Source organism: Chamaesiphon sp. VAR_69_metabat_338, assembly GCF_031423935.1.
Lineage (GTDB): Bacteria > Cyanobacteriota > Cyanobacteriia > Cyanobacteriales > Chamaesiphonaceae > Chamaesiphon.
Window position 1 is genome coordinate 1 of sequence record NZ_JANPGM010000241.1, and the last position, 13,685, is coordinate 13,685.

Consider the following 13,685-nt stretch of genomic DNA (forward strand, 5'->3'; position numbering starts at 1 on the left):
CTGTTAGAACCAAACGTTGAGAATCGCTTAGAACCTGTAGGGTGGGGACTGCCCACCAACTAGGTTTCAGGCATTATCTATTTAATAAATATTTGCACACACCTACTTATTGACGATCGCCAATCGATCCAACTAAAAAAGTCACTTTCACTTTATTCTCAATTTGCGAATGTAGAATAGAAGTAACAGAGAATAGATTCTATGCTCAAACCACAAGACATCCCCATCCTCCTCAAAACCCACCTCTGGCAAGATCGCCAGTGGCGGTATAGCGACTTAGCCGAAAGCCTTGGCATGAGTGCCTCCGAAGTCCATAGCTCCCTCAAACGCAGCACAATCGCCAAACTCTACAACCCCCTCACCCATCAACCCCTGACACCCCACTTATTAGAACTCCTGATTCATGGCTTGAAATATATCTACCCCGCCACTCCAGGAACATTGGTGCGCGGAATGCCTACTGCTCATGGTATCTCCCCACTCAAAGAACAAATCGTCAGTAGTCAAGAACCGCTAGTTTGGGCATTTCCGACTGGTACAGAAATTGGATTGGCACTTACTCCCCTCTACCCATCCGTACCGCTAGCCGCCAGCTTAGATCCCCAGTTATACGAGTTACTAGGGCTAATAGATGCCCTCAGAGTTGGGCGAATTCGCGAACAACAACTAGCCGCTATTGCCCTGCAAGAACGATTGGGGGCGACACCGTGAGCGATAACTCAATTGCCATGCTGATGTTAGTAGCCAAAGTTCTCGATCGGTAGACAAACTATCCACTTTAATGTGCGAACCTACACTAGTCTTGCTAGATAGCGGTACTTAATAATTCGGTGCCAGCAAACTCGGCGCGCCATCATCCGAGATGACTAGACCGTCTTGCAGTCGAATCATCCGGCGGGTTTGGGCGGCTACTTCGCGATCGTGAGTGACGACAATAATCGTAATCCCGTTGCGGTTGAGTTCGGTGAGTAGATCCATAATTTCCTGAGAAGTCTCGCTATCGAGGGCACCAGTGGGTTCGTCGGCTAGTACCAAGGCAGGATCGTTGACCAGCGCGCGCGCCACTGCTACACGCTGCTGTTGTCCGCCCGAAAGTTGGGTCGGACGGTTGTCGAGATAATTGCCCAATCCCACTTGGGTCAAGACTTCGATCGCGCGTTGGCGGCGTTTGGACTTGGGAATATTTGCATATACCATCGGCAGCATCACGTTTTCCAGCGCAGTCGATCGTGGCAAGAGATTGAATTGCTGAAAGACAAAGCCAATCCGCTGATTGCGGACGTAGGCTAATTGCTCGTCATCGAGCCGCATCAAATCGCGACCTTCGAGGTTATAGTCGCCTGCTGTCGATCGATCCAGACAGCCGATAATATTCATCAGCGTTGATTTGCCCGAACCCGATGCGCCCATAATTGCCACATACTCACCTTGCTGGATCGAGATATCGATGCCTTTGAGAACCGTGACACTAACTTCACTCAGCCGATAGACTTTGGTAATCCCCTGCATCAAAATCATGACTTTTCACTTATCTGGCAACATACTAATAACAAATTACCTTAGTTAGGCAACAGCGGTGGCATCTGGCGATCGTCAGATCCGAATGGCGGTCGATCTTCCGATCCGAACGGTGGCGGCGGTCGATTTCCAGGCGGTCTGCCCCCTGGCCCATTTGGCGGCTGACGGACGGGATTGCCCCGAATCGCCCGGACATCGCTCCGTTTATACGTGCCGCGCATACAGCCGATCGTATAAGGAAAGTCCCAAGTGGCATGGTAATGAAACATTTTGACATTCTTACCATTCCAATCGATATCGTGAATGTGGCCGTGACAAGCATCCAAATCGGCACTAGCGAGGACGCGTCCGCCGACGTCATGACGACCGTAAATCCCGAATCCATCCAAACTATAACCAACCAGCTCCGAATGTCCGTTGCGCGTGGTTTTGTCGTCCAGACAGGTGCTAATGCTGTGGTAATGATAAACGCCAGAGGGTTCGGGATGACCCTGACAAGAATCCTGGATTTCGTGAGCTAGCGCATCGCGACCGGGAGCATCGAGGGCGTTGAATAGGACAGAGCCGGTATTGAGAATCCCGATCGCGCCTGGGGTGCAGGTAGCTTCTGCCGCTAGCTGGGGATCGATCGGTAATTCGACTCGCATATTTTGGGCGGAGATACTGTTAGGGTTGCGATCGTATGCATACGCAACGGCATTCTCTTTGGGCGTAATCGGAAAAATACCCGTCGGATGGCTGGGCAGATCGTTGGTCGTAAACACTCGCTTGTCACCTTGCAGCTTCATCTGATACTGCTGCGGCCAAGCCACTGTCCCTTTGACAATTGCTTTGGCGGTCAAATTGTAGGTGCCGCGTCTATCTTCGATCCAAGGGCCTTTGCGATGGGCACCGCCGATATTACTGCCATTGACTCGACACGGCCAAATCCAGCCAGCTTTGGGACTCGATGATAGTCTGCCATCGCCCATCGGCAGCCGAGTTAAATCCATCGATCGAGATTCTACTTTGGGCAACCCAATTCGATCGATCGGCAGATTGCCCACTCGCCCAAAGCTAGCAATATATGGCCAATTAACTGTAGTAATTAAGATACATATCGCAAGTGCCAATTGAATAAAACGCTGCTTCATATCCGATTTCTACATGGAATTTAGAGCGATCGCCACTCGATCGAGCCTTCCGGCTGACTGCAACCCTTGCAACCATCATGGTTGTAGTGGTTGCAGTCAGCTCATCTCGATCGACACGCGATCTATGCAAACTATTTTTAACAGAGAACAGCGGTTTGCTGGGTGCGATCGTGCGCAAGGTCTCCTCCGCACGATCGCATCCGCAATTATCAATTCTCAATTATCTTATGGAGGGCCACCGCCGCCACCTGGAGGGCCGCTACCACCGCCTGGAGGACCGCCGCCACCTGGTGGACCCGGTTTTCGCTCGTCAGAACCACCAAACAGACTGCGCCAGGAAAATCCCGACGGTGGTGGTTGAGTTGACGGATTCTCGACGAGGATATGTTCCGAGCCATCTAAGCCACTTTTCACTTCCGTCCGTTTGTCGATCGCGATGCCAGTCGTAATCGGTACGAATCGCGGCGGTTGATTGGGGGCACCCACATATACGCCAGTTTGATTGTTTTGCCGCGTGACGGCGATCGTCGGCACGGTAATCACGTTTTGCAATTTCCCGACTTGAAAGTCGGCGGAAATATTCATCCCCGCCTTGAGTTCTTGAGCGGCGTTGCCTTCTAAAGCCACTTTCACGCCAAAACTGGTGACATTTTGCTCGACGGTCGATCGGGTCGCAATTTGAGTGACTCTTCCGCGAAAAACCTTGCCTGGATTGGCTTCTGCTGTGATTTTCACCTCTTGACCGACCCGAACTTTGGCAATATTTTTCTCGGCAATATTACAGACAGCACGATTGGCGGAAACGAGTGACAAAATTGAAGAAGATGTCGCTGAAGAAACCGAACTCCCCGAGGTCATCGGCGTGACAAAAGCACCTGGTTCGGCGTATTTAAACGCCACCACGCCAGAGAAAGGAGCTTTAATCACCGTATCTTCAATCTGAGTCATGACGTTTTGCAATGACCCTTTGGCGGCCATTACGGTTGCCCGCGCTTTGGCAATTTCTTCCGGTCGCGATCCGGCTTGGAGCAGACTTAAAGTCTGTTTCTGGGTCGCAATCGTCGCTTTTGCCTGGAGGATTTCCTCTTTGCGAGTCCCTTCTTTCAAGAGAGAGACTTTTTCTGTGGCAGCAACTACATTCGATCGAGCATTATCTCTAAGTGATAGTTTTTCATTCAAAGCTTGGGAAGAAATCGCGCCCTGTTTGAACAGGATTTGATTGCGTTGAAATTCATCTTCAGCTTTCTTATAAAGTGCTTGCGAACCAACTAATTGAGCTTGCGACTGGGCGATATCTTGCGGACGATTCCCTGCCACTAGTTTTTTGAGATTTTCTTGCAGCTCGTTGAGTGTCGATTGGGCGCGAGCGATTTCTTGGGGGCGATTGCCCGCAATTAATTGGCTCAGAGTGGCCTCTGCTTCGGCAAGTTTGCCCTTGGCTTCGATTAATTGCCCTTGCAGATTGGCATTATCCATCGTCGCAATAACTTGACCTTGGGTGACGCGATCTCCTTGATCGACCCGCAGTGTTTTCAAGATTCCCGACGTTTTCGGACTGACATTGACCACCTTAATCGGCTCGACGGTGCCATTGGCCGAGATCGTAATCGGCAGATTGCTCCGCTCTGGCGAGACGGGTGCCGGTCGTTGCTGGGGTGGTGCCTGAGAGCCAGCCAATTGCCGCGCCGCCACATAACAACCGCTGGAAATCAGTAACAAGATACCCAGCCCCAGACTCCATCTGACGATCGACTGTTTATTAATTTTCGGGAATCTAGATGTGTCTGACATAAATTATTCCTGCATGACGCGATCGAATTCAATCTTTCCATAATCGAGTTTAATCACATGGTCGGCGAGATGGAAGTATCGATCGTCATGAGTGATGACGATTACAATTTTATTCTGCCGTTTGAGTTCGGGCAGCATTTGTTTGTAGAATAGTTCGCGGAACTTCGGTTCTTGGTCGGAAGCCCATTCATCAAATACATATACTGGCCGGTTTTCCAGATAAGTTTCGAGCAGTGCCAATCGTTTGCGCTGACCTTGCGATAAATTAGTCGTCGATAAGACACCATCTTTGACGCTAACTTTATGAGAAAGTTGCAGTTGTTTGAGATAATCCGATACTTCGACATCCAGCGTGTCGCGATCGAAGCCCAGATAACTATCAAACAGATAAAAATCGGAGAATACTGCCGAGAAATGTTGGCGATACCATTCGACATTATCTTGAGTCACAGGTTTGCCATTTAGCTCGATCGATCCTGATTGGGGTGCATATAACCCTGTAATCAGCTTGGCTAAAGTTGATTTACCGCTCCCATTACCACCGATGATAAATAGTAATTCACCCGGTTGCAAAGACAGACTAATCGGCCCCAATGCAAAGCCATTTTCATCGGCTCGCGGTGGTGGCATCATGCCCCCAGCTCGGCCATCGGGATGAGGGGGCGGATTGCGCCGATCTCCTTTAGTCGCTGTACCTGGTTGTCTTTGGTTAGCACCATTAAGATGGGGTTGATGGCCATTTTCGCTAAAACCTTCAGGTGGGAAGGCTGGATGTTCGCCAGGGGTAAACCCTTCGGGTGGAAACGGTGGATGCCCATTTTCGCCGAAACCTTCAGGCAGTAACATTGGCTGTCCATTTTCGCCAAAGCCTTCGGGGGGGAATGGGGGATGGTTGCCCTCGCCAAAACCTTCTGGTGGGAATGGAGGGTGCCCGCCTTCACCGCCAAAGCCTTCTGGGGGAAACGGTGGTAATTCGGGTTGGTAAGTATAAACGACTTCTTTGAAATCTAATTGACAAGATTGCGCTACAGCCAGGGAAAGGGTTTCCGACTCGTTGAGACTCATCAACGACAGCTTCATCCGTTCGATCTTGCGCAGCGAGACATTGCCGCGTACTAGTTCGGGAATGCGGCTCAAGAGATTCTGCATCGGTAAGGCTAGAAATGTCCCGATTAAGACATAAGTTGCCAGCATCGGCAACGGCATGGTCATCAGTGACGGCAACATGAATAAAATGAAGCCCATACTCGCAAACTGCGACATCTGGCCGAAGCTATTGGCAACCGCAAAACTCTTCATCGCCTTGGTATTTAGCTGGCGGAGTTTCGAGACGCTACCTTTGAGATCTTTTTCGACGAAGGCGGCGCGTTTCGATCGATTGAGCTTGAGTTCTTTGGTGCCATTCATCATCGCCCGAAAATGCTTGAAGAGCGTATCTTCTTCTTCGCGGGAGCTGAAGAACAGATGTTGGGCTTTATTGAGCATACCCTGGACAAACAAGATCGTCAGCACGCTCGAACCGAACGTTAATGAAAACAGTGTGGGCGAAAGAATTGCAAAGAACACAAAACAGCCAATCACCGTCGCGAAATCGGTACACATGCTCGGTACCGATGATACCGCGTGAGTTAAGGTGTGAATATCTTCAGTTAGAGTGACGATCAGTCGATTTTCTTTGAGCCGTTCTAGATGTTCTAAGGGCGAGGCAAGAATATTTTGACTGAGTTTCAATCGCAGTTGATAAATCGCATTTTGCGAGAGAAAGATCAGCATGTACTGGGAAACCAGGCTGGTAATGATAATAAACGCAGCTACTCCTACAAAGTAGAGGATATCGTTTTGCCACCGCCCTTCCCGTACCTCTCGATTGATGAGCGAAATCAACAGAGCATTACCGCCACCGCTGACTAAACCAGCGAGCGTGGCAATAGCCATCTGTTTCCAAGATATTTCCAATAGAAATTTAACAATTTCCATAAAGCTGCAATTTTTCTGATGATAGTAAAGTAGATATTTCGCTAACGTCAGTTGCGTTAAACTTTTTCAAATAAAATGCCTTCGACTCCCACACCTGGGGAGAAGGAGAACGCCAGACCATTAATCGGTCGGGGCTGCTCGATCGATTCGTTATCTCTTCTACCCTCAGCGGTCGAGTTAGCGGCAGTTTCATTAAGTTTCAGCATCATTCTTTCCATTACAAACAGAATCGAACAACTGAGCATATTGCCATACTTGCGTAAAATTTCCCAACTATCGGCCACTTGCTCGTCATCTAAACCGACCGAGAGCTGGACTTTTTCAATAATCTTCGTCCCACCTGGATGTACTGCCCATAAATCGATATCACTTTTAGTCATTTGATGAGTAGCCAAAAAGTCTTTGACGATCGTCCCGACGCCATCCTCAATATAATCGGGCAGATGTCGCGACAGCAAACAAGTAATGCCATTATCTTTGACTCCCAAAGTAATGCCATCTTCGGTATTTTTGACTAAATGACTGAAGTTATCTTTGATGACAAACTTGCCGCGACCGACTAAGTTATCTACCGTATTAGCACCAATCACTGCGGCTGCACAGCCATCCCCAAACAGACTATGGATGATAATATCATTGAGATCGTCATTGAATACGGCATTGACCGAACTCAATTCCAGACACACCATTAGGGCTTTACTGTGCGGGTGAGCGCGGACATAATCGCAGCAAACTCTCAATCCCGTCATGGCCGCAGCACAGCCCATAAAGTTAACGGGAACGCGCGCGATATTGCGTTTTAACCCCAGACTTTCAATCAGCTTGGCATCGATACCTGGAGCCACAAAACCCGTACTCGTCACAAATACAATCAGCCCGATTTCGTCTTCAATTTTTACGCCTGTTGACTCATCGCTAGCGGCAGACAATGCTTTCCTGGCGATCTCATCTGCGAGAGCGAATGCATGTTTTTCATACATTTGCATTCTTTCTTCTAGCGTATTGCGCTTTTGACTAAAGGCAATCGTCTCTTCCGAGAGCAGATCGACCGCCAAATACCTAGTATCGATCCGTGTATTTTCATAGATCTTCCCGATCCGATTTTGGTTGCGCTCTAGGCAGTTCAGACTAGTAAGAAACTTGGCAGCTTCAGCTTGATGTAAAACATTTTTAGGAGTACCAGTAGCAAAACCTTCAATTACAGGTAATATTTGTGCCGAGTCGAGCATGATTTTTGAATCTAAGTGAGTTAATAATTTGACGTTGGTAATATCTACGGCTAGAGATATCGAGCGGGATAGAACGAATGTAATCTGTTAATTTAAGTAACCGAGTAACTAGATTGGGTTGTCGATCGACAATTACGCACTCGTCGGATATTCAATTGCCGGTCTTAATTGGTTTTAATAAATTGCGATTTGTGGATCTAAGTTTAGTCGATCGGTTGAGTCGAGGCTGCCGATCGCGATTGGTGCCCAGTAGTAGCAATCGATCGTAATTTCTTAATATTTTTGAATAAAAAGCATACCCACTCCTGGTGACTCTTTTAACAAGAAGATTAATTCCTCGATCGGAGTCTAAAGAGAGTATGCCTGAGTTATGGAGATTGAGGCAGCAGCGGCATTTTTGTGCAGCTGCTGTGACTAAATCTCCTTCAGTAAAAATGCACTATCGGACGATTGCGAACCGCTGATAGAACACTCTCGCTCTAAATCGAGCCGATGCCAATCCAACCAGAGAGCATATAATCGAAGGTCGTCCGTAATGCTCTCGGATGAAAATGTTCTTTGAAAAATCCATATTTTTCATACTGTGCCATTCTTGAGGGTTCGCCCAAGTAGTACTGCATGAGAATTGGTAAGCGGTTGGTAAAGAAGTTGCGAGACTCTAACCACTCCACATCAAACTTAGCCGCTTCTTCCCGGACGATATCTTCACTGATGATGTTGGCAAAACCACTTTTTTGTTGTGGCAATACGTGATGTGCCCGATGTGGCCCTAACCCTGCGGTGAGGAAGCTATCAATGTATTTATTGCCGATCATGGTGAGATCGTAAGAGTTCTGGAGCTGGAACACCGCCCAATCTGGAGCCGGTGCTGCTTCGCTACCAATATCAGCCGCTGGATTGTCGTGATTTGGTTCTGGTGGTGCGCCCCCAGGTTGGGGTAAATCAGTTTCAAAATCGTGGCTGGCCACGATCATAAAGGTGCTGATCCACGTTGTCACAAAGAATTGTGCCAACCAAGCCAGGAATTCGCCGCGAATGGCAAATAAAATCAATTCGCCCAGTAACAAGGCGTGGATGCCAAAACTACCGATAAAATGGGGTAAACCGAGTCGCCACGAACCATACATGTCTGCGACCCCAGTTCTGATTGCCATGAACACGAGTTCGATAATTCGCGCAAACATCCCCGTGACGACATGGCCGATTTTTTGGATGGTATGCACCGGAATCCGGTAAAAACGCGGTACCTCTAGCATGAATGTGAACACATTCTTCTTGATATCCACCTCTGTCTGCGTAAACGGATGGTGCAACAAGGTGTGACCGTCGGTAACTACTAGTGCTAGCGGTACGTAGTTGATATCAAAAACATTGGAAATTGCTTTATTGATACCTACTTGAGGGCGATGGATCAGGTAGTGTCCGACTCCAGCGAGCGAAATCCGCAACATGGACATCAGCACGACAAATAGATACAGCGGCATGTACTGTCTAAAGTCTAGATACAGCCACTGCACTGCAAAATACATCACCAAGATGACGATACTGGCAATATTAAACAGCGAGTCCATCCGCGCAACTTTTTTCTGAAATTCTTTCTCGTAGACGCGCTCTTTAATCTTGAACAGCAGTTGGTCTTTATTTCTAAAATCGTATCTGGGCGTATCTCGCCAGCCATTGAAATCTTGTCTGAACAAGAATGGTGGCGCGTTATACTTCGGATGAATATGCTCGGGTCGTGCAGATTTATTCAAAGAATACTGGGCAATGACTTTTTTGACTCGATCGGGGTTGCGATGGAAGATATTGACAATCGTCGTAATATCTCTGTTCTTAGTCCGACCGATAAAAAATTGTCCGCCAGGATGTTTGGCAATAAATGGGGTGAGATCGTAGGCTTCACCATCATAAATCCAAATATTCGGCAACGCTTCGCCATCGACAGGATGTGGTGGTGGCTCGGTCGTGTCACCGTCTCGCGGGCGGATCAGCGGAATCGACCCAGTTTGGTTGCGGGGTACCCCGGCTGCTGCTACTTCAGTGGATGCCGCTACCGCAGTCTGAGTCGCAGGATCGCCACTTGCTAGAGTGGCGATTGACTCTGGGTCGGGTAATAACATTACTCCTTCAGTTTCATCAGCAGTGTTTGTTCGATCTGTGGAACTCATAGTAGAATGTCCTTCTCTGCATACTGGTGGGTCTAGATCCCACTTTAATAAATTTATAGAACGGTCGAACGGGGTTTATCTCACTTTTGGATAGGTCGCCATCGAAGTTGGGGAAACTGGCTTTGGCCATCGGCTGGAGGTAATTTTTGCCAAACTACCTAATTTGCCAGCATCTGGCCGTCGCTAGCATCGGGCATCGAAATGCGCGGCAATTGGCGAGTGTGGGATCGACAATTGGCTTCCGAGCGTACGCGCTCATCCACTTAATCGCTTGGTTCCCGCCTGAGGATCTAAAAATGAGTTCCATCTGAAGATAGATACACTTGTAAAGTCTCACGTTCCGCAAGCCTAGACATTTAATCTCAGCGAACATCGCTCATGCGAGGGAATGTGCGGTATGTAGATTAATAGTACCCAAACTAGTCGAAATATCTATCCAATCGTCAGACTAATTTAAGCTTCAACAGCTTCGATATCCACACTCGCTGGACTCAGATCAACGAGTGCGCTCGTAGATTCTGAGCATCAAAAATCCCAGAGCCGCTAGCTCTGGGGGTGCATTTTGTAAGGTACCGAATAATGCTTGCGCTTGTTCGTCGTCACCGAGTAACTCGACTAACAGCTGCGAATCTCGCTCTGTCAGTAGCGGTGGGGCATTCCGTTCGCCGCCTTGCTGTTGTCCGCCTTGAGGATGGGGAGGACGCTGTTGTTGCTGGCCGCCTTGGGGATGAGGGGGTCGCTCTTGGTTAGGATGAGGGGGTCGGTTTCCAAACATATTGTTTTCCTTTTGCTAACGTGGTTTTAACTAGTGAAATTCTACACTAGAGCTAATTTTGACACTATAAACTAGCTGCAACTGGGCAAAATCTTAAGAAAATGTAAAATATCGGCTAATAGTGCCAAAATAAGCTGTGTTTGCGATCGATAAGTTAGGATGGCATCGATCGATCGATACGTCTAAATACTAGCTACGGGGTACTTGGAGTTGTACGATTAGCTCGGGTGAGTAATTGTTCCCAAGGGTGTAACTGTAAGTCGTACGTGCGGACAGATGAGCGATCAAAATCACAATTATTAGGATGCAGCACTAATAAGTAATAATACTTAACACCACGAACACCTATAGGATAATGAATTTTGACCGGGATGACAACACAGCTACTACAGGTATTCAGCCAGATGCTCTGGTTCCCAAACAGCTCTGTCAACAATCGATCGACCTCAACAGTATTTATAGTATGATTACCCCCAAGCCGATCTGGGCATCATTTTCAGTAGATAGGCATTAAAGTTTCACATTGCTATGATTAGATCGATCGATCCAAAATCCAGATTATCTGGTATAAATCGTTACTGGGAATTAATAGCAGTCCTCGCCGGACGCGAGCTAAAAGTTAGGTATCGCGGCTCTTTTTTAGGCGTGTATTGGTCATTATTTAATCCTCTAATTATGACAGCACTGTATGCCGTAATTTTTGGAGCTGCTTTTAAGAAATACTATCATGACTCACTCTGGGAATATATATTAGCTGCATTCACTGGGTTAACAGTAATTCATTTTTTCAATGGTTCTACATCTCAAGCATTAAGTAGTATCGTTAATAATGGTTCTTTGCTAAATAAGGTCAAATTACCAGTTAGTGTTTTTCCAGCGTCAATTATCATCGCCAATACGTTTCAACTGTCGATCGGCATGTTACCTCTATTGTCAATAGTTACTCTAGTGCTGTCACCTCATGTAAACAGCTTGGCCAATATTTTAGCGATTCCATTTCCATTAATTGCACTGATCTTAATTTCTAGTGGTGTGGGATTTTTGATTAGCTCTTTGTATGTATTCTTTCGAGATTTACCCTTTTTGTATGAGTTAGTCCAGTTCTTACTCATGATGAGCAGCCCAATTTTCTATCCAGCCGCGATCGTCGATCCCAAAATTCGCTCGTTCTTGGAGCTAAATCCACTCTATCCAGTAATTGAGAGCTTGCGGCAAATTGTCTTGTCTGGTCAATCTCCGGATTTGTTTTTAGTACTAAGATCGTTATTAAGTGGGATAATTATATTGACGATCGGCTGGACTTGTTTTAACTGGTTGCGTCCCAGATTTATGGATCTTCTGTAGATAGCGGAGATCGATATTTAATCGATCGGCAATCGACGATCGAGTTACTCACTATATTTAGTCAGATGGAAGTTATTAGTTTAGATCGCGTGTCTTTATGGCGACGTACTCAGGAAGAGTTTTCCTATGATATCAAGCAAACGATTTTTTCGATTGTTTCTGGTAAATATCGCGTACCTGCCAAAAAACTAGTAATCGATGATGTCAATCTGACGATCGACTCTGGTGAAAAAATCGGGATTATTGGGGGGAATGGAGCTGGTAAATCAACTTTGCTCAAGCTAATTTCGGGGATTCTCGAACCGAGTCTTGGTAAGGTGCGTGTCCATGGTCATATCGCGCCGCTGATCGAATTAGGTGCGGGTTTTGATGGGAATATTTCCGTCCAAAGCAATATTATTATGTATGGCGTGTTGCTCGGATTTTCGCGACGAGAAATGGCGGAACGCACGCCAACGATTTTGGATTTTGCCGAATTAAATGATTATGCCTTGGTGCCAGTTAAAGGTTTATCTTCAGGCATGGTAGCGAGATTGGGTTTTGCGATCGCCACTGATGTCCAGCCAGATATTTTAATTCTCGATGAAGTCCTGTCTGTGGGCGACCAAAACTTTAAAAATAAATGTCAGCACCGCATCGATAAATTCCTCAATGGCGATACAACGGTGCTAGTCGTATCCCACGATCTCGATTTTATTAGTGCTTCTTGTGACAAGGCAATTTGGCTCGAACGCGGACGAATTAAGTTTATTGGCAGTGGCAAGGAAACAGTCGCTCGATATCTCGATACCGTCACCGCCTGAGCGATGTCCGAAGATCGATCGCCAATAAACCTCGTCCGCTCGTCCAGAAGATCGGCTCAATTAATTTGAGTAAATAAATTAATGTTTGGTGTTGCTTGTCTGGTTGTAAAGGTACAACTTCGCGCGATTTATTGATGCTGTAGTTAAGTATTCGATTTCACGATCGGTGGTTTAATTGGCTTGCGTTCTGCCTTTGGCTCGAAGACGATCGGACACGCCCAATCGACATCCCACCATTTACAGTGTTGGACTTCATCATTTGGATCGGGAGCTAGTCCGAGCAAATCTTCACGAACTGTATCTAAAAATGCGCCGGTGCTAACATCCATAAACACGGTATTTAACAGTTTAAAATGTTGTTTGATTTTAATTTTGTTACCGTCTGCCGAGTGGTATACCCTACTCTCAAAAAACTTGTGAACTCTGCCGCCGTCCCTAGACCATTGGTTAGTGCTTCCAGATTTAACCCATTGGACGGTACCATTGGCAAAATAAACTATTACTAATTTAGGATCTTCTACTTTCTTTTCGTTCATAAATAATGTCACCCAGCGATCTCAAATTTGATTTAATGTTTTCTTAGTCTAGCTGTCTGAGTTGAATGCCAACCGAGCGGTCGTCCCGCATACAACTGCGACCATTGCATCGATCTGAGGATCGGCACATAGAACAACACATTATATCCTGTTATTCCCAGTCCGAAAAGTCAATTGTAATATCAACGAGCACTTTGGCTGGTATAATTACCAGTTTTGCTAGGTGACATCCGTCAATCGTCCGAATCGATCCAGCACTTTCCGGCCTAAATTTAGTAGGGGCAATTCATGAAGCGGCGGTTTTATGCGGGGGGAACCCCCGCATAAAAAACCGACAAGACAGCGGCTCACGCACGCCTTTGTTTCCCGACGGTTTAGCGGCGTTTTTATTCGGGGGGAACCCCCGAATAA

The 13,685-nt window shown here is 47.0% G+C and carries 12 protein-coding genes; 4 read left to right on the forward strand and 8 right to left on the reverse strand.

Going from position 1 to position 13,685, the window contains the following annotated elements; all coding sequences use genetic code 11:
- The first annotated feature begins 201 nt into the window (after positions 1–201).
- Positions 202–711 (forward strand): hypothetical protein, encoded by a 510-nt coding sequence (locus RMO84_RS07060; protein WP_310487763.1) that lies wholly within the window; start codon positions 202–204, stop codon positions 709–711.
- 108 nt (positions 712–819) lie between these two features.
- Here the strand turns inward: RMO84_RS07060 and RMO84_RS07065 are convergent, their stop codons facing one another.
- The 7 genes from RMO84_RS07065 to RMO84_RS07095 all read right to left on the reverse strand — a co-directional run bounded on the left by RMO84_RS07065 (position 820) and on the right by RMO84_RS07095 (position 10,591).
- The gene (locus RMO84_RS07065) at positions 820–1,518 is read right to left on the reverse strand and encodes an ABC transporter ATP-binding protein (RefSeq protein ID WP_310487764.1); all 699 of its coding nucleotides are present in this window, start codon (positions 1,516–1,518) and stop codon (positions 820–822) included.
- Between the two features lie 41 nt (positions 1,519–1,559).
- Positions 1,560–2,651 carry a YHYH protein gene (locus RMO84_RS07070; RefSeq protein WP_310487765.1) on the reverse strand — a complete coding sequence of 364 codons (1,092 nt, stop codon included), beginning with the start codon at positions 2,649–2,651 and terminating at the stop codon, positions 1,560–1,562.
- 225 nt (positions 2,652–2,876) lie between these two features.
- Positions 2,877–4,442 carry an efflux RND transporter periplasmic adaptor subunit gene (locus RMO84_RS07075; RefSeq protein WP_310487766.1) on the reverse strand — a complete coding sequence of 522 codons (1,566 nt, stop codon included), beginning with the start codon at positions 4,440–4,442 and terminating at the stop codon, positions 2,877–2,879.
- Between the two features lie 3 nt (positions 4,443–4,445).
- The gene (locus RMO84_RS07080) at positions 4,446–6,419 is read right to left on the reverse strand and encodes an ATP-binding cassette domain-containing protein (RefSeq protein WP_310487767.1); all 1,974 of its coding nucleotides are present in this window, start codon (positions 6,417–6,419) and stop codon (positions 4,446–4,448) included.
- 56 nt (positions 6,420–6,475) lie between these two features.
- Positions 6,476–7,648 (reverse strand): 3-oxoacyl-[acyl-carrier-protein] synthase III C-terminal domain-containing protein, encoded by a 1,173-nt coding sequence (locus RMO84_RS07085; protein ID WP_310487768.1) that lies wholly within the window; start codon positions 7,646–7,648, stop codon positions 6,476–6,478.
- 479 nt (positions 7,649–8,127) lie between these two features.
- Positions 8,128–9,816: a cytochrome b5-like heme/steroid binding domain-containing protein gene (locus RMO84_RS07090; RefSeq protein WP_310487769.1), complete on the reverse strand. Its 1,689-nt coding sequence runs from the start codon at positions 9,814–9,816 to the stop codon at positions 8,128–8,130.
- Between the two features lie 496 nt (positions 9,817–10,312).
- Entirely contained in the window at positions 10,313–10,591 is a 279-nt protein-coding gene (locus RMO84_RS07095) for a hypothetical protein (RefSeq protein ID WP_310487770.1), read from the reverse strand.
- A gap of 355 nt (positions 10,592–10,946) precedes the next feature.
- On the opposite strand from RMO84_RS07095, the gene RMO84_RS07100 reads away from it, so the two are divergent.
- The 3 genes from RMO84_RS07100 to RMO84_RS07110 all read left to right on the forward strand — a co-directional run bounded on the left by RMO84_RS07100 (position 10,947) and on the right by RMO84_RS07110 (position 12,738).
- Positions 10,947–11,105: a hypothetical protein gene (locus RMO84_RS07100; protein WP_310487771.1), complete on the forward strand. Its 159-nt coding sequence runs from the start codon at positions 10,947–10,949 to the stop codon at positions 11,103–11,105.
- A gap of 14 nt (positions 11,106–11,119) precedes the next feature.
- Entirely contained in the window at positions 11,120–11,935 is an 816-nt protein-coding gene (locus RMO84_RS07105) for an ABC transporter permease (protein ID WP_310487772.1), read from the forward strand.
- A gap of 65 nt (positions 11,936–12,000) precedes the next feature.
- A complete protein-coding gene (locus RMO84_RS07110; RefSeq protein ID WP_310487773.1) occupies positions 12,001–12,738 on the forward strand; it encodes an ATP-binding cassette domain-containing protein in 738 nt (245 codons plus the stop codon).
- Between the two features lie 143 nt (positions 12,739–12,881).
- On the opposite strand, the gene RMO84_RS07115 is transcribed toward RMO84_RS07110, so the two are convergent.
- Positions 12,882–13,274, reverse strand: coding sequence for a hypothetical protein (locus tag RMO84_RS07115; protein ID WP_310487774.1), 393 nt, complete (start codon positions 13,272–13,274; stop codon positions 12,882–12,884).
- Positions 13,275–13,685: the final 411 nt, after the last annotated feature.